The sequence below is a fragment of the Pectobacterium atrosepticum genome, from assembly GCF_000740965.1.
GTDB lineage: Bacteria > Pseudomonadota > Gammaproteobacteria > Enterobacterales > Enterobacteriaceae > Pectobacterium > Pectobacterium atrosepticum.
Map to the genome: position 1 here is coordinate 2,654,952 of NZ_CP009125.1, position 21,342 is coordinate 2,676,293.

The 21,342-nt window shown below is 54.9% G+C and carries 6 protein-coding genes; 2 read left to right on the top strand and 4 right to left on the bottom strand.

Annotation, left to right across the window (positions count from 1 at the left end):
* Positions 1 to 15: 15 nt before the first annotated feature.
* From GZ59_RS11725 to GZ59_RS23680, 4 genes are all read right to left on the bottom strand, one after another.
* On the bottom strand, positions 16 to 327 hold the full coding sequence (locus GZ59_RS11725; RefSeq protein ID WP_039291929.1) for a hypothetical protein: 312 nt from the start codon (positions 325 to 327) through the stop codon (positions 16 to 18).
* Complete coding sequence (locus GZ59_RS23980; protein WP_275451536.1) at positions 324 to 17,612, bottom strand: hemagglutinin repeat-containing protein; 17,289 nt, start codon at positions 17,610 to 17,612, stop codon at positions 324 to 326. Before GZ59_RS23980 ends, GZ59_RS11725 begins: the two co-directional genes overlap by 4 nt.
* 201 nt (positions 17,613 to 17,813) lie before the next feature.
* Positions 17,814 to 18,461, bottom strand: coding sequence for a hypothetical protein (locus GZ59_RS11735; RefSeq protein ID WP_039291931.1), 648 nt, complete (start codon positions 18,459 to 18,461; stop codon positions 17,814 to 17,816).
* Between the two features lie 15 nt (positions 18,462 to 18,476).
* Positions 18,477 to 18,875 carry a DNA-binding protein gene (locus tag GZ59_RS23680; RefSeq protein WP_039291934.1) on the bottom strand — a complete coding sequence of 133 codons (399 nt, stop codon included), beginning with the start codon at positions 18,873 to 18,875 and terminating at the stop codon, positions 18,477 to 18,479.
* 219 nt (positions 18,876 to 19,094) lie between these two features.
* On the opposite strand from GZ59_RS23680, the gene GZ59_RS11745 reads away from it, so the two are divergent.
* Entirely contained in the window at positions 19,095 to 19,307 is a 213-nt protein-coding gene (locus GZ59_RS11745) for a helix-turn-helix domain-containing protein (RefSeq protein ID WP_039291937.1), read from the top strand.
* A 1-nt stretch (position 19,308) separates the two neighbouring features.
* Positions 19,309 to 21,342, top strand: coding sequence for a Mu transposase C-terminal domain-containing protein (locus GZ59_RS11750; protein ID WP_039291940.1), 2,034 nt, complete (start codon positions 19,309 to 19,311; stop codon positions 21,340 to 21,342).

Sequence of the window (21,342 nt, forward strand, 5' to 3'; positions counted from 1 at the left end):
CGGGATTTTTAATGGCTAATAGAATTCGGGATCTATTCGACCTTCCGCTTTCAGGATTTCAAGGAAGCGTTTATATGCAGTTTCATCATACTCAAGAAGATCATCAAGGAGTTTTTCTTCTATCAAAGGTTTATAAAAAACACCTTGGTTAAAATAAATAAAATCACCTGATAAATCAGAGTCAACTATATCTATGCCATCTCCTAGTTTATAAGCAGACAACCCACCATTCCCCTTAGATAGACCATAGAAGTAAGTGTTGCCTCCAACCCAATAGACTGCATAAACATCAACGAGATATCCCCCTCGTTGAGTTATTATTTTCATTGTTTTTCCTTAAATGAAGCACCTTGACGTTGTGGTGTGATAACTTTCATATCATAAGCCTTATTAGTCAATGAGTTATATTGATAATGAACTTCAATATTCCTACCATCCGGGAGTGTATGATTGACTGACATTTTCTGGAACCCTGCCGATGAAGGAAATTTAGGATCATTATTCAATCCCGTCAGTGGATATCCAGCCGATGGATTAGCCTTAACTCCATTCCATAATACTTGCTCATTCAGATCCCTCGGGAACGGATTCTGTATCCCCTTTGCTGTTGATACAGACTCAGCCTTTCTGATTAATTCCTGTTGCTCTCTTGTCAGCGGCGATGCATTAGAGCTTCCACCGATAGGTCTTTCGAGCGTTAGACCAGATATAACTGCAGCCAATATTCCTTTGTTAATATTATCCTGATGTAATTGAGGGTTGTTAACCACTGGTTCGAGCTGGGAAATCGAGTAACTTACTAACTCCTGACATTGACCGACACAATCCGGTGAAACAGCAAGCAACTTCAGTTTTTCCAGTTCTGCTTTTTGTTCCTTCAACGGGATACCGGTCGATAAGGCTTGATGCTGTTTATCTTTATCTAACTGGCTAAGTTCAGCTTTAAGTTGATCTCTTTCCTCATCGGTCTTCGCATTCGCATATTTCTCAGTGAAGATCGTGATGTCCTTATCACTCAGATAGTTATTCTCCACCGCATTACGCCCAGACTGTGCTCCGCTGGCGGCGGAGGCGGTGCTGTTGCCTGCCAGGCCGGATACCAGCCCCGCAGCCAGTGTCGAAAGCGCGCTCACTGACTGTTTTTCCGCTTCCGTCAGGTCGTTCGCCGTCTTGCCGGGATATTGATCGGCCATGATGGCTCGGGCGATCAGTTCACCGCTGGAGGCACCTATCGCCCCCGCTGCCGCATTCTGACCCGACAACTGTGCAACCACCGCACCCACCACTGCATGCGCCATCGCGTTGGCTGCGATATCGGAGGCCGTGACTTTGCTCTCATCCTTCGGCATCGTGACATCTTTCACCAGCTGTGCCAGATACGGTGACGCACCACTGGCAATCGCTTTCTGGATATCCCCGCCCGCCAATGCCTGAATCGCCGCCGTCGCCGCCTGTGCCGCCCGCTGGAAATCGCTACCCGTGCCGTATTTCTGCATCTCGGCCTTGTAGGTCGGCGATTCCGTCAGCGCCTTTTTATAGTCCTCCCACAGCGCGACCGAATCACCGTCTTTCGGACGTTCGACTTTGGAATCACCTTTCGCTTCCGCGGCCTTCTGCGCTTTCAGCTCGCCTTCCGTGCGCACGATATCCATCACCTGCGCGCCGATTTCACCAATCAGCTGCGCCTGTTTCAGGCGTTTTTGCTCTTTCTCTTTGTTAAAGATCGGGCTGAGCGCATTGTTCGCGTGCTCAACATCACGGCTCAGCGTGGCGATATCCTGCACCTGCTTCGCCGTATCCCGCAACAGCAGGCTGCCGTCACTCACCGCCGCATAGGTGGTGCTGGATGCATTGCCACTGTTACCCAATGCCATCAGCGCCGACGGCACATTCATCGCCAGCGTCGACAGCATGCTACCGCCCATCGATGGGCTGGCGCTGAAACCTGCGCCGCTGTGCTCCACCTTGAATTCGGCTTTATTGTTAAGCCCGCTCCAGCCGAGCGTCCCCGTTTCCAGCCGGTTTTTCTCGGCGCTGGCGGTAGAACCAATAACGGCAGCGTCAAGCTGGGTATGTTCACCGGTTTTTATACCAAATCCGTCTTTACCAGCAAAGAACCCCGTCTGCTGCTGCACACTATCATAATTGCTGTGCATCTTGTCCTGGCTGAGGCTGATGTAGCCGCTGCCGCCACCGCCGCCCCAGGTAAAGCTGCCCCCAGCCGCCACGCTGGTCTGTTTAGAATCATAGCGGTCGCTATCCTGCTGGCTTTGCAACAGCAGATTGCGTCCTGCGTCGACATCAATGCGCTCACCGTTAACCTGCGCGCCAATCAGTCGCGTGTCGCGATCGCTTTTCAGCGTGACATGGTTACCTGCATCCACCGTGGTTTCTGACCATGTATTGCCCGTGCCGGTTTCCCGCCCTTTCGCCGCATTAACGTTAGCAAAAATGCTAAGCCCCGCGCTGCCGTTACTCAGTCCCAGACTGATGCCGATATTGCCGCCGCTACTGCTGTTTTTGCCACTTAGTGCTTCACTATTACGGGCGGAGATCAGGTGGATATCCTGCGCCGCGTTCATCATGACATCGCCGCCCGCCTTAAGCTGGCTACCCGCAACCGTGATATCTCCCGTGCGCGCTTCAATGCCGATATCCCGCGTTGCATTCAGCGTCGAACCAAAGCTCTGCTTCTGTTCACTGGTCTGGCTGGAGCGTGAGTTCTGCGCCCCGAGAGAAATACTGACGCCGACAAAAGAAGCCTCCCCTTTGTTGTTCAACTCAGACTGACTGCCCTGGTAAGCCTGATACCCAGCCAGCCCCGCCTTCATCCCCTGAAGTAGCGCCAGTCGGCCATCACTTTCGCTTTTTGCCGCCTGAATGCTCTGCACCGCGCTATTGAGCGCCGACCCCACCACGCCGGAGAGCGCCACGGTCAGACCTGCGCTTTTCTGCTCAAACTCCTGTTGCTGCTTGCGCGTGTCATAACCCGGATCGATCGTGACGTTGTTACCTTGCAGGAGGATGTCTTTCCCCGCCACCATGTCGGTGCCGCTGATGGTGACATCGTTCCCGGCCTTCACCGTCACCGAGTCTGTCGTACTGCCGAGCGTGCTGATACTCTGGCTCTGTGTTGCGGCCTGATCGCGCAGTTTTTGGCTGGTCGACGTCGATCCGATGGTGAAGCCAATGCCGCCGCCGCTGAACAAGCCGCTTTTTTTCTTGCTGTGCTCTTCATAGTTCTGGTAGTTCTCTACGCTGGCAGCGGTGTTGATATCATTATTTGCCAGAAGCGTGACCTGCTTGTCGCCGACCACCGAAGAGCCTTGCAGATTAATATTCTGATTAGCCGCCATAGTGACACTGTCACCAGAAAGCAGACTGCCTTTCTCATCGGTTTGCAACGTTTCCCGCAACGTATGCGTCACCGTCTTCGAAAAGGCCTTTTTCTTGACTTTCGTTTCTTCAAAGAAGGTGTGCTGCGTTTCGGTCGCCGACAGCAGATTGATGTCGTTGCCCGCCTGTGCCGTCACCGCGCCGCTGGCTACACCCTGTGCCGCTTGCAGATTGATGTCTCTGCCCGCCTGCAGGTTCAGGCCCTTGCCCGTCGTTAACTCGGTACTTTGCTGAGTGATGTTTTGCTGCCAGTCGGCATGACGGTTCCACCAGTTGCCGCTGTAGGTTTCTTCCTCTTCAGACAGCAAATTGAGATCGCGCCCAGCCGCCAGTGTCGCCGTGCCTTTGGCATTCAAGCTGGCCGCTTCAGACAAGACATCTCGCCCCGCCACCAGAGTCAGATCGCCGCCGCTCAGTAACTGGCTGTTTGCCACCTCCTGCGTGCGACGCTGCGCCGTGCTGCTGCCCTGATACAGCGTCTCTTTCAGCGTGTCCTGCGCGGTGAGGTGAATATCATTACCCGCCGCCAGCGACAGCGCCGAGCCGCCGGAAAGCTGGCTGGCATCGATCTGAATATCCTGACCCGCTACCGCTTTCAGCGCGCCGCCCGCATTGACGGTGCTGCCTTGCACAGCCGTGTTCAGCGCAGTATTGCTGCTGCCCCACCCGATATCCACGCGATTATTGGTCAGCGTCAGCGCCTCAATCGCCACATTGCCTTTGGCGTTCAGCGCCATATCCTGCCCGGCGTTCAGCGTAGCCGCCACGTTGCGGATATCCTTGCCCGCGCTGAGGGTCAGGCTGTTACCTGCCACGATTTCGGCGGTTTTACCCAATTCGGTGAACGTAAGCGAGCCCGTGCCGCTGCGTGAAGCATTCGGCTGCGCGGTCTGAAAATCGCGCGACGCAGTCTGGTTGATAATGTCGCCGTTAATGCTGGCGAGCTGCAGCGTATTGCCTTCAATCCGGCTGCCGCTGTTTGTGATGTTGCTGAGCGCTACCAGATTCAGGCCGCCGTCTGACTTGATCAGTCCGCCTTCATGGTTATCAATCTTGTCGCCACTGGCAATCGCCAGCACCTCAACTGCCTTGAGCGTGCCGCTGTTGGTGACGCTGCCGCCAGCGTTCAGCTCAACCTTGTTCGCGACAATCGCGCTGCCCTGCAGGTTATTTTTATCCGCCTGCGCCAGATACAGCTTCGGCGCCAGCACGGTCTGGCCATTGACTTCAATATTTTCCCACCAGATCATACTCTGGCTGAGGTTGGCAACCTGATCCGGCGTCAAACTCACACCAAGTTGCAGGTTCATGCCTTTCTGCGCAGCAGCGGCGTTATCGAGCAGCATTTGCATCTGTGCCAGATCGGAGCCAGTGCCATTCAGGTGACGCTGCCCGCTCTGTTTCAGCACCGCCTGACTGATGTAGCGAGTATCAAACTCCGCATCCCCCAGAAAACGGTAGTCGTGATCCGCATCCAGATTGAGTTTATCTAGCAGATAGGACGACCCCAGCACCTTGTCGACCTGCGTCCACTGTGAACGCGTTTCGACAGGCACCACCGTTGACGGTTGTTGTCCCAGCAGCGTTTGCAGATCGCTGAACAGCGCATTGTCGACCTGCCCAAGCTGTTCCAGTTTCGGGTTGGTGTGGATCAGATAGCGGCTGTCCGCATTAGGATCGACAACCAGCAGCCCGTTATTGCCAGTGGGCAGTGGGTACTCGGCGAGCGGATTGGTGCTCAGGTTTTGCAGTCCATTGCCAATGGCGTTTAGCAGTTCTGTGGCAGAAAGAGGCTTCGGCACGGCGGGGGTAACCCCACCCGGAAGGTTGTCTGCGCTCACCGTTTGTTTCGGTATTTCTACCTCCACCGTGCCCGGCTTCGTCAATACGGCAGGCGAACCTACCGTGCCCGCTATCGTGACGCCCGCGACGGTATTGTCCACGGTAACGGGCGTCAGCCCCTGTCCCGCATCAGGACGTTGACCTGTCGACGTGAGCGCAACAGCATCAGGGTGGGCGACAGAGCTGGCGTTGGGATCGGTTAACACTAACGCATCATCGGTTTTCAACGTCAGCGGCCCTGCGGACTGCTGCCCCTGCGTCAACGGCGTAATGTTCTCTGCCTGCACCGCCGTTTGCAGCACAGTGCCTGCTTGCTGCGTCAGCGCGACCGTATCAGGATTGCTGACGTGACCGGAAGTAGAAGGCTGTAACGCCACCGCATCGCTGGTGTTCAGCGTCAGCGGCTCTGCAACCTGCTGCCCCGGCATCATTGCCGTAATGTTCTCCGCCTGCACAGCCGTTTGCAGCGCGGTGCCAGACTGCTGCGTCAGTATCACGGCTTTACCCGTCGCAGCTACGCCTGTGGCATTGCCCGCCAGCGTCGCCTGTCCGCTACCTGTTTTCGTAACGTCTATCGCACCCGTATTAAACGACGAATCCTGACTGACCAACTGACGTGTGGTCTGTTTCTGCAATGGCGACAGCGTGGTGATAGCATCCAGCACCGGTTTGGTGGACGCCGGCATAAATCCGCCGCTGCCCGGTTGCAGCGTGGTGTTGCTGATATCCTGTTTAAAGTCGGCGGTAATGGTGCCGCCTGCCTGAATTAACGCATTATAGCTTTCACCCTCAGTTTTTTCGTAGGTTGGAGTGCCGTCAAGTTGATAACTAATATATCTGAATAGAGCTCTCTGATGATGATAATCGCTAATCGTTGTACTTGTTGCTCTTGGTCCTATATATGCATAAGTCAAATACTCAGTAAATCCACCCTCATGATATGAGCTATTTTCAAATTTATTACCTAAAATAAAAATATTATCGGCTGCATATAATGAAGATGCTCTGTTTATCAAATCATCGGATAATATTGACAGCATATGACCAGAATTAATGACAGCATTATTTCCTTGGGCTACAACGTTTATTTTTTTATCTTTTAAAGTAAAACGCTGAACAATAAAATCTCCGAGAGGAGCATATATGGTTCTATCAGGGGCCCCCAAATGCCCTTTGTTAACATAAACTCCATAACTACCTTCTTTAAACCACTCAATCGGAATTTTTATCACCATTTCACCCACCCAATCCGGCACAGATTCCGCCGTAGATTCACTCTCCGTCACCACAAACCCTTCACGCTGATTAGTCAACGTGCCGGTATTAATCGTGATATCGCCGGACTGGGTTTCGATGGTGCCGGAGCTGTTGAGCAGCGAGGTGCTGGCCGTGCCCTGATCGTCACGCTGAATGAGCAGGTTATTGCCCGCTAGAATGGTGCCAAAGACGTTGGTGAGGGAATCGGACAGCAGACGCATATTGCCGCCCGCATAGAGCATGCTGCTGTTATGGAGCGCGCCACCCGCCTGAATAAGCAGATCGCTCGTAGTGCCAATCAGTCCTTTATTATTCAGCGTGTTATCGCTCACCAGCGTCAGGTTACCCCCCGCCTGAATGCTGCCCGCCTCCAACTGAGCGATGTTTTTCGCGCTGATACGCGACTCGCCGCCGCCCGCCAGAATGTTGCCCTGATTGGTCAGCGTACCGGTACTGGTCAATTGGACGGATTTACCCTGTAACGTCCCGCGCTGATCGAGGTCACCCGCCACGTTTAGCGCCAGCTGTTGCCCCGCAGCCATGCTTTGGGTGAAAGTCAGCGGTCCGGTAATATCGGCGGTCAGGTTACCCAGCGCGACCAGTTGCCCGTCCTGTTGTAGTTGATTGGTTTTCAGGCGCAGATCCTGCGCGCTGTAGAGCTTCGCGCCCTGACGGTTAATCAGCCGCTGCGTTTGCAGCGCAAGCTGTGTTAAGCCCAGCAGCGTACCGTGGTTGTCCAGTTCGTCGGCGATAATCTCCAGTTCGCCCGCCTGCACCAGTCCGTTGTTTACCCACTGCGGGATTTTCAGCGTCAGTTTGTCCTGCGCCATCAGGCTGCCCTGCTGAGTAAACTGGGCAGATTGCACCTCCAGTCCACGCCCTTGCAGCCAGCCGTGGTTGTCTACCGCCGCTGATTTCAGCGTCGTGGTGCCGTCGGATAACAGTTGTCCGGCCTGTTGGTTGACGATGCGGTCTATCGTGTCCAATTGCAGCGCTGCTGTGCCCTGCACCGTGCCGCTGTTGGTGACGGTATTGCCCGTCAGCATGGTGTTGACGGCTTTTATCTCGCCCTGATTATTCAGTGCGCCCGCTTGCACGTTCAGCGTGCCGTCGCTGCTTAAACGCGCTTGTGGCGCATTGCTGAACTGAGTGGAGACAGTCGCGTTAAGCGCGCTATCGCCACGCAGAGTGCCGTGATTCGTGATCTCATCAGCACCCAGCGTCAGCGTGCGGCCCTGAACCTGTCCACGGTTAGTGATGTCATGCGCCGTCAGGCTGAGATCGCCGCCGCTGACCAGTTGGCTACCCTGCGCGCCCTGATATGATCCGGTCAGTTGCAACGTACCACGCTGCACGCCCAGCAGATTCCCCTGTTGATCGAGGTCACGGGCTGTCAAACGCAATTCATCCGCTTGCCACAACCCCTGATTGCTCAACACACCAGTCGTGAGTTCGCCCACACCGCCGCTGAGTAAACGTCCCGCCGCTAGATTGTCGACGCGATCGGTCAATTGCAGCGTAAAGCCGCCGACACCCGTCAGCGTGCCGCTGTTTTCCAGCGTCTTGCCCGTTAACGTCACCGTTCCTTGCGAGAATAATTCACCCTGATTATTTAGCACGTCACCGTTGAGTGACAGGCTGTTCAGCCCCGCCACGGTGCCACTATTGTCGAGCGATTCTCCGTTCAGCGTCAGCGTACCCGCCTGCCATAAACCGGCGTTTTCTGCCTGTTTAGCATTAAGGGTTGCGACGCCTTTGCTAAGCAGTTGACTGCTTTTATCGCCTACATAGCGCAGCACGTCGAGCAAACGCAATGCGTCGGTGCCCTGAATGCGTCCCTGATTATCGATTTCACCAGTCCGCAGTTGCAGGTCGTTAGCTTGTAGCGTGCCCGCGTTGGTCAGCGATCCGCTGTCAACACGGCCTGCGCCGTTAGTCAGCAGCTCTCCATCGGCATGGTTAAGTAGCGCATCACGGTTTGTAACCGTCAGGCCATTGGTGCCCAGCACCCGCCCGCCGTTCTCCAGCGTCCCAGTGGTCAGGCTCAGCGTTCCCGCTGCAATTTCACCGGTCTGTGTCAGGCGATCGGCTGTGATAGTGGCCTCACCGTCACTCAGTAGGTGGGATAAATCGGTTCCCTGATAGGTGCGCTGTAAATCGAGGTGAAGGCCATCCTGACCGAGCAGCGAACCACCATTAATCAGGTCGTTCGCGGACAGTTCCAGTGTGTTGCCCTGCCAGAAACCGTCGTTCACGACCATCCCCGCCTGCGCCTGCAGGGCACCGTTGGTCAGCAGTTTGCCGGTGTCGCCGACCGTCAAGCCTTCACGCAATTCCAGCGTGATGCCGCGTTCACCGACTAGCGTACCCTGATTGTTCAGTGACCCGCCGTTCAGCGCCAGCGCCCGGCTTTCCCAGCGTCCGCTGTTGTTCAATTGATTACCGCGTAGCGTCAGCGTGTCGGCCGTGTGTAGCAGGCCTGCACCCTGATAGTCGCCACGGAGCGACAGTGCGCCGTCGGCAATCAGATTGCCCGCATTGCGAATATCTGCACTCTGCACGTCCATCTTGCCCATGCTGGAGACCGTGCCCTGATTGTCGAACCGGCTGGCGTTAAGCTGTGTATCACCACCGGAGAGCAGCGTGCCCTTATTGGTTAACAGGCTGGCAGGGTTGTTGCTATCCAGCGTGATATCGAATCCACGATCGCCCTGCATCCGTCCGCGGTTAGTCAGCTGTTGTGCCTCAAACGTCAGGCGATCGGCCTGTACATCACCGTCGTTTATCACACTTGCGGCGCGTAAGGCGGCAATACCCTGCGACAGGAGCGTACCGTCTTTCTGATTAGTCAGATCGTGGGTTGTCGTCAGCGACAAAGCATCGAGACCGAATATCTGTCCGGTATTGATCAGATCATTGGCCTGAAGCGTGATATCACCCGCCTGCCACTGGCCGTTATTTTCAACCTGACCCGCGGTCAGCGTGCTGCTGCCCTGACTCAGCCATTTCCCCTGATTGCGTGCCGTATCCGAAATCGCCAGCGTCAGTGCATCCACACCCAGCATTTTTCCGTGGTTATCCAGTGTCTGGGCGTCCACGGTCAACGCGCGGGCTTCCAGCGTGCCCTGCTGATCGAGGCTTTTCGCGATCACACCCAACGTATTGCTACCGCTGATGACACCGCGATTATCCAGCTTATTGCGCAGATCCAATTGCAGATCGTCCGAACCCTGCATCTGCCCGTGGTTGAGCACGTCCTCCGCGGTTATATCGATGCGCTGGCTGGTGAGGTCACCGGTGTTGGTCAAGCCACCACCCAGCGTTAACTGAAGGCCGCGTGTGCCGTTAAGCTGTCCGCCGTTGCTCACGTCGCGGGCGGCAATGGCAAGCACATGGCTGTTCAACGTACCCTGATTATCAAGATGATTGCTGAGTTCCAGCGTCAGCCCGTTAACGCCCGTCAGGGTACCGTGGTTGAATACGTCATTGGCCTTGAGCGTCAGCGCATTACTGCTGACGTCACGCGCGTTGTTCAGTGTCCCCGTCAGATCCAGGGTCAGGCTGTCCACGCCCGTAATATCGCCGCTGTTGGTCAGGTCGTTCGCGTTCAGCGTCAACGCCGTACCGTACAACGCCCCCTGATTATCCAGGCTATCGACAGCAGTCAATTCAAGGCGGTCAAGGCCGTTAATTTTTCCGCTATTGACCAGTCTGTTGGCCTGTGCGCTGAGCTGGTTGCTGTTCAGCGCACCCTGGTTAGTTAAGGTGTTATCCAGCGTCAGTTGAAGACCGTTAACGCCAGTGATGTTGCCCTCGTTGGTCAGCGTCTGGGCGGCAATATCGGCGTTATCGCTCCACAGCGTGCCCTTATTGTCTACATCACCATTCACCAGCGTCGCCTTAAGCAATTTATCGCCCTGAATGTGCCCGCGGTTGATCAAGTTCTGCGCGTCCAGCGTCAGGCTATCCGCCTGCCATTCACCGTCATTTTCCACGTCGGCCGCGTGCAATACCGCGAGTCCCTGTGTGAGCAGCTTGCCATTTTGCGTATTGTCCAAACGGTTTTTCGCCGTCAGCGACAGCGCAGACAGCCCCAGCAGTTGCCCGGCATTTTCGACGTCATCTGCCGTCAGCGTCAGCGTGTTGCCCTGCCAGAAACCGTCGTTCACGACCATCCCCGCCTGCGCCTGCAGGGCACCGTTGGTCAGCAGTTTGCCGGTGTCGCCGACCGTCAGGCCTTCACGCAATTCCAGCGTGATGCCGCGTTCACCGACTAGTGTGCCCTGATTGTTCAGTGACCCGCCGTTCAGCGCCAGCGCCCGACTTTCCCAGCGTCCGCTGTTGTTCAGTTGATTACCGCGTAGCGTCAGTGTGTCGGCCGTGTGCAGCAGGCCTGCACCCTGATAGTCGCCACTGAGCGACAGTGCGCCGTCGGCAATCAGATTGCCCGCATTGCGAATATCCGCACTCTGCACGTCCATCTTGCCCACGCTGGAGACCGTGCCCTGATTGTCGAACCGTCTGGCTTGCAGTTGGCTGTCGCCACCGGACATCAGGGTACCCAGATTGGTTAAACGGCTGGCGGGATTATTGCTATCCAGCGTGACCGCTAACTCGCGATCCCCCTGAATACGCCAACGGTTGGTCAGCTGCTGTGCCTCAAACGTCAGGCGATCGGCCTGTACATCACCGTCGTTTATCACACTTGCGGCGCGTAAGGCGGCAATACCCTGCGACAGGAGCGTACCGTTTTGTTGGTTAGTCAGACCGTGGGTTGTCGTCAGCGACAAGGCATTGATGCCGAAGATCTGCCCACTGTTGGTCAGATCATTGGCCTGAAGCGTGATATCACCCGCCTGCCACTGGCCGTGGTTGTCAACCTGATCTGCCGTCAGTGTGCTGCTGCCCTGACTCAGCCATTTGCCCTGATTGCGTGCCGTCCCCGCAATCGCCAGCGTCAGCGCATCCACGCCCAGCATTTTTCCGCGGTTATCCAGCGTCTGGGCGTCCACGGTCAGCGCACGGGCTTCCAGAGTACCCTGCTGATCGAGGCTTTTCGCGATTACACCCAATGTATTGCTACCGCTAATGACACCGCGATTATCCAGCTTATTGCGCAAGTCCAATTGCAGATCGTCCGAACCCTGCATTTGCCCATGATTGAGCACATCATTGGCCGTTATCGCTATTTGCTGGCTGGTAAGATCGCCGCGATTGGTCAACGCCTCGTTGAGAGACAGTTGCAGGTTGCGTGTGCCGTTGATCTGGCCATCGTTAGTGAGACCGTTGGCGGTGATGGACAGCGCATGGCTGTTCAGCGCTCCCTGATTGTCGAGGTGATTGCCGAGCAGGAACGTTAACCCGTTAACACCCGTAATCATGCCGTGGTTGAACACGTCGTTAGCATCAAGAGTCAGCGCATTGCTGCTGATATCACGCGCATTGTCCAGCGTCCCCTTTAGGCTCAGGGTCAGGCTGTCCACGCCCGTAATCGTGCCGCTGTTGGTCAGATCGCTGGCGTTCAGCGTCAACGCCGTACCGTACAACGCCCCCTGATTATCCAGGCTATCGACGGCGGTCAGTTCAAGACGGTCAAGGCCGTTGATTTTTCCGCTATTGACCAGTCTGTTGGCCTGTGCGCTGAGCTGGTTGCTGTTCAGCGCACCCTGGTTAGTTAAGGTGTTACCCAGCGTCAGTTGAAGACCGTTAACACCGGTGATGTTGCCTTCATTAGTCAGTGTCCGGGCGGCAAGCGTGGCGTTTTCGCTCCACAGTGTGCCCTCATTGTCTACATCACCGTTTACCAGCGTCGCCTTAAGCGATTTATCGCCCTGAATGTGCCCGCGGTTGATCAGGTTTTGCGCGTCCAGCGTCAGGCTATCCGCCTGCCATTCACCGTCATTTTTTACGTTAGTCGCCTGCAATACCGCGATCCCCTGCGTGAGCAGCTTGCCGTTTTGCGCATTGTCCAGACGGTCCTTCGCCGTCAACGACAGCGCAGACAACCCCAGCAACTGTCCGGCATTCGCGATCTCGTCTGCCGTCAGCGCCAGCGTGTCCGCCTGCCAGTGTCCGCTGTTTTCCAGCCGATTAGCTGTGAGCGTGCTGGTGCCCTGACTCAGCAACTTGCCCTGATTACGTGCGGTATCACGGATGGCAAACGTCAACGCATCCACGCCCAGCATTGTGCCCTGATTGTCGAGTGTATTTGCCTGCACCTGCAGATCGCGGCTTTCCAGCGAACCCCGTTGATCGACCTGACTGGCCTCAAGCTGCACTTGCTTGCTGCCGCTAATCAGACCACGATTGTGCAAGCCATCTTGCAACGTCAGGTGCAGGTCGTCACCGGAGACGTCGCCCTGATTGAACAGATCGGTCGCCGACAGCGTCAGCGCCGACCCATAGAGTTCGCCTTGATTCGTCAGGCGATCGGCAAGCGTCAATTGCAACGCGTCAATCCCGGCCATCTCGCCGCCGTTGAACACGTTATCTGCCGTAATATCAATCCGTTGCCCCAGCAACGTGCCCTGATTATCCAGCGTGAGTCCCTTCGCCTGAATGGTATTCGCCCGCCAGTGCCCGGTATTCGCCAGCGTCGTGCCGGACAAGGCCAACAAACCGTCCGTATTGAGCGACCCGCTTCCCTGATAATTCCCCGTCAGCGACAGCGATTTCATTGCCACCACAGCACCGGTATTATCAATCGACTCACCAGTTAAGGTTGCTGCACCGTTGCTGGAGAGCGAGCCATGGTTGGCTATTTGCGTGGCGCGTAGGTGTACATCCCCACCTGACACCAGCGAGCCGCGATTGTCCAGAACACCGCTGTTTTCCCCCGCATCCTGAGGTGAAGCACTCAGGCTGAGTTGCTGTGCATCTGCCGCCAACGTTAACGCCATCGCCAGAAAAGACGGCTGACGAAGAGCACGCGTTGGCTCCACGATAATGCCGAGATCGCGATCGATCTGGATCCGTCCCGTGTTAGTGAAACGTTCGGCCTGCAACGTCAGGTTATCCGCCAGCCATTCACCGTGGTTCTCCGCCTGAGCCGCCTGCAGGACCGCCGCCCCCTGCGTGAGCAATTTGCCGTTCTGCTGGTTGGTCAGCCCGTGTTGTGCGGTTATCGACAGCGCCTGAATACCGAGTAATTGCCCAGCATTGGTCACCTCATCCGCTTCTAGCGTGAGACTGTCGGCCTGCAGCAGCCCGCTATTGTCCAGTTGCTGCGCGGTCACCATCCCGTTGCCCTGCGTCAGCACATTGCCACTGTTCGTGGCATTGCCTGCGATGGCGAGCGTCAGCGCATCCACGCCCAGTATTTTGCCCTGATTGACCAGCGAGGCGGCGTCCAGTGTGACGGTTTTCCCTTCCAAGGTGCCGAGCTGTTTGACGTCACCTGCCGTCACTGCCACCGACTGGTTGCCGCTGATGACGCCCGCGTTATCTATTAATCCCGCCACATTCAGTTGCAGGGTATTGATGCCCTGAATATCGCCATGATTGTTCATGCCTGATGCCGCAATAGACAGATTGTCGCTGCGCAACTCGCCGACGTTATCCAGACGGTCAGACAACGTGATCCCCAGAGAATCACCGCCCACAACGCTGCCGTGATTCGTCAGACGGTTTGCCGACAGCGTCACGTCATTCCCCAACACCGAGCCCTGATTGGTGAACGACATCCCTTGCAGAGACAGCGCCCGACTTTCCCAGTGCCCGTCGTTAACCAGCGTGTCGCCCTGGAGCGTCAGCGTACCGGCCGTGTTCAGCAGTCCGCGGCCACGATAGTCACCGTGCAGCGACAGCCCTGTCGCGGCCACTAAACGGCCGTCGTTAGTCAACGACATCCCGGTCAGTACCGTGTGACCCAGACTGGATAGCGTGCCCTGATTATCTATCAGACGCGCGAACAACGTGGCGTCACCGCCCGTCGTCAATGCGCCACGATTGATTAACGAGCCCTTGCCTTCAGTGGCCGGTAGCGTCAGGGATAAGGCGTCATCCCCCTGAATCTCACCGTCATTGGTTAAATTATTCGCCGTCAGCGTCAGTCGCTGTGCCTGCCATTCTCCAACATTGACGACATCCGCCGCGGTGAGCACCGCCGCACCCTGTGTGAGTAATTTACCACTCTGCTGATTGGTCAACCCGTTGGTGGCCGTCAGCGCCAGTGAAGCGATACCGAAGATTTTTCCAGCGTTATCCAGCGAACCCACCTGAAGTGCAGCGTTTTTTGCCTGTAATAACCCTGAGTTATCAAGTTGCTGTGCCGTCACCGTGCTGTCGCCTTCGCTCAGCAACGTCCCCTGATTAGACAGGTTGCCAGTTATCGCCAGCGTCAGTGCATCCGTACCGTGAAGCGTGCCCTGATTGGTGAGGCGAGCTGCCTCTGCGTGAAGCTGATTGCCCTGAAGCGTGCCGCTGTTATCCAGATCTCCGGTGATAGCCAGCGTCAGCGCATCGGTACCGTAAAGCGCTCCCTGATTAGTGAGGCGGGCAGCCTCCGCGTGAAGCTGGTTGCCCTGCAGGGTTCCAGCGTTATCCAGATTGCCGTTTAAGAAGAATGACAGGCTATTGATACCACTGATGTTGCCGCTGTTGTTAAGCGCGCTACCGACTGCAGTGAGGTTTAACGCCTGTAGTGTGCCCACGTTCTGGACGTTCGCCGCCTGAATGCGCAGCGCATCACCGCTTAACCAGTCGCCGTCGTTGGTAAACGCATCAGCCACGGTCAGAGTCACCGCCCCCGGTGCCTGTACTTGACCGTGATTCATGAGCGTATCAGCCTGAAGAGTCAGCGTATTGCCCTGCAACGTACCGTCATTGCTCATGGCATTGCTGGCAATTGCCCAGTTCCCCGCCGTCAGCAAACTGCCGCGGTTGTCCAACTGAGCAGCCGTAATCTGCCCGTCGCCGGTAATGCTGGTTTTACCCGTATTGAGCCAGCGTTCGGCATTCATCAGGAACTGCTGCGCCTGAATCGCGCCGTCGGTCTCTGCCTGTCCGGCGTTCAGCGTCAGTTCGGTGCCCGCCAGCAGCGTTCCGCTGGCAGATTGCGTCAATTGATGCGTGGCATCGAGGTGCAGCGCATTATCGGCCTGAAGCGCCCCCTGATTGGCTAGGGTTTCGGTGTGCAGCTGTAATTCAGGAGCGGTGAGCGTACCGTCATTGCTAACGTGGTCGGCGGTCACGTGTAAGGCAGTACCGGCCTGCATCAGACCACGGTTATCCAGCGTATTCCCCAGCGTCAGCGCCAGCTTCTCTCCCGCGCTGAGCGTGCCGTCATTCACTACACTGCCGCCATGCAGCGCCAACATCTGCTGCGCATTGATGGTGCCGTGGTTTTCTGTCGTCTGATTGGCCAGATCGAGTTCATTAGCCGTCACTTCGCCCTGATTGGTAAACTGACGACTTTGCGCGGTCAGCGCGGTCGCTTGTAACGTCCCATCGTTGCTGATGCTGTCAGCCAGCAGAAACAGCTGGTTATCCGTCAGGATCTTGCCCTGATTGGCAAGCGCCGTTTGCAGCTCAAGCCTGATATCGTCACGCGCACTGAGTAAGCCAGTATTATCTAGTCGATTCGCATTGACCGTCAGGCGTTCTGCGGCGGCCAGCGTCCCGCCGTTTGTCAGGTCAGTGCCGCTGAACGTCAACCCCTGCAGCGAGGCGATATCACCCTGATTATCCAGCGAATCGACAGTCAGCGAGATCGTTTTCCCTGCCAGCGTACCGCGCTGCACCAAACGTCCACCCTCAACGGCTAGCGCGTTACCTGCAGTCAGATTACCCTGCCAGTCACCCTGCTGCGTGACGCGCACCGTGGCGTTGTTTTTTGCCTGAAGTTGCGCGCTGCCTGCACCGTTGAGGATTTTTGCCTCAAGGCGAATAGTGTCTGCGTCCGCCATGCCCGCCAGCGACACCACGTCCCCACGCACATCAAGTAAGGTACCTGTCTTAATCCCGCTTTTGGCATCCTGCTGCAGCGATTTCCCCGCATCGATCGCGACCTTACCCGCCGCAAGCTGGGTATTGGAGAGTGTGACGCTGTCACTTTTTAGGGATAATAGATTGGTGGGTTTGACGGTGCCTTGTGCATCCACGCCTGCGCTGATAAGACTGTTCTGCGCAGCCAGCTCACCGCCGGATTGGAGATCGATATCCTGCCCGGCACGCAGCGTGGCGTCCTGCAGCGCGATGTCCTGCCGGGCTTTTAGCGTCAGAGCGCTTCCCGCCTGCTGCTTGCCCTGTAGCACTAGCGCGTCAGCGTCGGCCTGAATTGTCCCCTGCGCCACCGTATCACCGAGGCTGAGTTTACCGTTGGCGGACAGCGTGATATCGCCGTTACGTGCACTGAGGTTGCCGACGTTCACGCCCACACCTTTATCACTCGAAATCAGCTTGATGCGATTGGTGTACATCCCGCCGAGTGCGCCGGTATCCAACGCGACTTTGACACCATTAACCGCACCGCCATCCGCCGCCTGCGCCGTCACCTTGCCCGTCGCGTCAACCTGATTGGCACCCAGCACAATCTGCGCATCGTTGGCATTCAGCCCGGCATTAATCTGCGCGGTACGGGAAATCAGGCTGAGGTAGTCGCTCTTGCTCGCATCCAGTCCCTGCCCGGTCAGCGTGATATCACCGCGTGTCACATCAATACGCTGCAGATTGCCCTGCGCATCCAACTGGGGTTTCCCAGTGGTCAACGTCACTTGTGGGGTGTTGATAAAACCGCAGCCGTCACAGGTAATGCCGTTCGGGTTGGCAACGATGACACTGGCCGGTTTACCGCCCACTTCCAGATAGCCCGCCAGCGTACTGCGGTTGGTCGATACCACTTCGTTGATAATGGCGTCGGCGGCTTTCCCCTTCAGATTGGGGTTGTTCTGAATCAGCCCACCGAGTTGGGTGGGATTAAGCTGTTCCGTGCCGTTATTCAGGATCAGACCGGGCTTGTCGACGTTAAAATCGTGGTACTGGTTGTGGGAGATCCCCGCACTGTTTGGCGTGGCAATGTTGATGACCGGCACGCCGTTGCCAGCCTGATCCAGCGCGGTATTGCCCGTTGCGACCTGCACGCCTGCGGCCATTGCTGGCAATTGTGGGGGAGTGATCATTTCTGCATAGCTAAGGGGGAGAGTCTGGGATAGCGCGACGCCTTGAATGACGCGGCTTTCGTGGGATTTCAGAGATTTTGCATAGCTCTGGAGAAAATGAGCAAAAGTCGACTTTTTTGTATTTAAAACTGCATAGTTTCGAGCACCGATTGATCCTGTTTAAGCGGCGTTTAACGCATTATTAAAACACCGCATAGGATATTATCTTTTACCCCACACTGTTTGGTAGAGCTGCTGTAATTCACTATCGGTGAGTTCTGTCATTGAGGATTTTTGAAATTTTTTAGCCATATGGCTTTTTCGCCACTCCTGCCATCCATTCTTGGAACATCTTGTTTGGATTGATTTTATTGTCTCTTTTCTCCAATCAGTAACTTTTTGTGGAGCTGAAGCCATATTGCGTAAAATGCCTATCTGTGTACGTAGGTATTTGATGGATTTAGAAAAATCATCTGATTTTATTTCATGATAGCTATTCACTTTCATGCTTTTATTCAACCGAATCCATGCTGCATTATGTGTTATTGCTGTTTTTTTTACAGCATTATGGGTTTCAACCCATTCATATATAAGTGTTTTTATTTGATGTTTTTGATTGGCATCAACAACACCGTCACCCGTTTTCACTTGCACCCGCGGTTTTTTCACGGGGCTGTTGAAATTGATAACATTGTTAACGGTGTTCCCATTACCGATAACGTTACCTGTACCAGATATATAACTATATGATTTTTCGATATTTGAATCATCACTAGCTTCTTCCCCATTGATTAACTGGGCTATCTCCAAGAGCTCATCTTCGAGGGAACGCTTATTTTTTCCTATATGTACGATTTTGTCGTCCTTCATAACATGTCCTCAATATTAAGCAACGAGATCAACGGTTTCTCTGACTAGCTTTATGTCTATGAAATTACTTGACTTAAAGGCTCTATAAAGTATTGCAATAACTTTTGCCTTAGTTGCTGGGGGGATTTTTTTTGTTCGGCTAGCCAGCAAAAGTTCAACAGACTCGATAATTTTTGATAATGCTTCAATATCAATATCTCCTTCATCGAAGACTGCCGTCTCTACCCCTAGAGCTTCTTGTGTTTCCATTGGCAATGAAGATATATGGAACTCAAACGCAACGCCCTTGACCCCCTTCTTCTGGCGTTTTCTCCACTCCTCCTTATTGGCTTTTCTGTTAACGCTACTTTTATCCCCAGGTAGCCCTGGAAGTCCTGCAAGCTCACTAGCTGAAAACCATTCATTCAGTGCCATCACAAAACACCCTATTTGGTTGCATATTTGGTTGCATTGATGGTTGTGAAACGAAAGTAAATAACCTTTAAATTCAGTCAAATGTAAAATCAAGCAAAGGAGAGGTGATTTTATTTCGTTGCAGCCATTGCAATGACAACGCAATGAAAGTATCTTTTTCATAACTAGATGGCTACTTGAGGCGCTAGCTAGTCGGTTAACTTTTAAGGATGGCATGAAATGAAAGGTGAAAAAAGAGTAAACATGCACAGGGCAGACATAGTCGCCGCTCTCCGCAAGAGAAACTTGTCTCTGTCAGGCTTGGGGCGTGAGCACGACTTGTCTCCTTACACATTAAAAAATGCATTAGATAAACCTTATCCAAAGGCTGAAAAGATTATCGCGGATGCTATTGGAATGACTCCCCAAGAAATTTGGCCAGGGAGATATTGAAATGATGTCGATAAGCAGTTGGGTAACAGCAAAGGATATTGCAGGGCTTCCAGGTCTTCCGTCAGCTATCAGTTCGGTACTTAGAAAGGCCAAAAAAGAGAATTGGGTTTTTAGACAAAAGTGTGGAATTAAAGGTGTTGCCTATGAATTTAATTTTGATGGCTTACCGATGGTCGTGCAAAACGCTTTGCGTGAGCGTTACTACAACACCTTGCTGCAACAACAGCCCGTTAAAGCTCTGGCAGTGGCGAAGACTTCTGCGTCATCCAGTCAGTTGCTTGAAATCGTGCGTCAATGCCCTGCGGTACTAGACCAGAAAACCGCAGAAATGACGCAAAAACAGCGTGATATCGCTGATGCCCGTATGGTGCTGGTTGTTGAGGTGCTGCGTCTTGAAGATACCGGTTTATCGCGTATCAAGTCGATTAACTTTATCTGTGACCGGTCACGCTCCGGCGATCTGCCTGCACACCTGCACGGGTATGTTGATCTCGCTAATGCGCGTCGCGGCCAGCGTGTCGGCGTCAGTGTGCGTGCGTTGAATCAGTGGGTTGTTGACTACCTGAGAGCGAAAAACAGCGCGGAACGCCTCGCCCTTTTAGCGCCCGGTCATAAAAAAGCTAAGAAACCAGAGCAGCTTTCGTGGGTGCCGATGTTTATGGCGCACTATCGCAACCCGAACGGCCCGTCAGTTGCAGAGGCTTATCAGGGGTTCTGTGCCGAGTGGCATCAACGCTATGCCGATCAGCCTGCGATGCGTGATGCGGTTCCTTCTGTCCATGCTGTTTATCGCGCATTAGACAAGATGCCTCGCATCGTGCGCCAGCGCGGCCGTGTCACTGGCTCTGCCATGACGGCATTACAGACCTACGTTAAACGCGACTGGTCAGTGATGCCTGTTAATGGTGTCTGGATTGGTGACGGTCACAGCATGAAAATGAAAGTTCAGCATCCTGACCACGGCCGCCCGTTCACGCCAGAGTTAACACTGGTGATTGATGGTCGTACCCGCTACGTCGTCGGCTGGAGTCTGGCGCTGTCAGAAAACACGCTTGCCGTTGCCGATGCGCTGCGCCACGGCATCGAACGCCACGGTGTGCCACTGCTTTACTACTCCGATAACGGGGCGGGCGAAACTGGAAAAATGCTGGATGCGGATATCACCGGTATTCTGCCGCGCCTCGGTATCGAACACCCTACCGGTATTCCAGGGAACCCACAGGCACGCGGTATCATCGAACGTCTGAATAGGGAAATTCCGGCACGTATCGCCCGTAAGTTCGCCACCTATAACGGTAAATCGGCGGATAAAGAAACCGCGCGTATTACCAGCCGCGCGATTGACTCTGCGGTGAATGCCCTGAATCAGAATAAGGCGCTCAATCCCGTACAACAGTCTGCGATTGCCAAGCTGCCAAGCTGGAACCAGTTGATTGATGCGATTGAGGATGAGGTCACGGCATATAACACGCAACACCGGCATAGCGAATTACCACTGCGTGCAGCGGGCGGACATTACACGCCTGCGGAATACCGCGCCGCACTGCTGGCTGACGCTGAGATTGATCGCTTGTCTGAGGCAGAGCTGCGCGAAATGTTCCGGCCGCAAGTCAAGCGCACCGCGCAGCGCGGCTGGTTATCCATTTTCAACAATCAGTATTTTGCTGAAGAGTTGATAAAGGTGGATGGCGAGGAAGTGCTGGTCGCGTTTGATATTCACGATGCAACGAGCGTAACCGTTCGTTGCGTGGATGGTTCGCTGGTCTGCACGGCCATCGTCAACGGCAACACCCGCGCCGCTTTCCCTGTCGATTACATCGAGAAGGTTCGCAAAGACCGTCACAGCCGCCGTATGGCGCTGAATAACAAGAAAGCTGAGGAAATAAACGCTGAGCTTAATCCGGCGTTGCCTGGCGAGACATTTGATTTTGGCAGTTTTATCCCCGCAGAGCGACCGGAGCCGGAAGACGAACCGTATTTCTTCCTGCAAGCCGACCGCGACGAATATTTAAGAAAGAAAGCCGCGCAGCGGTAA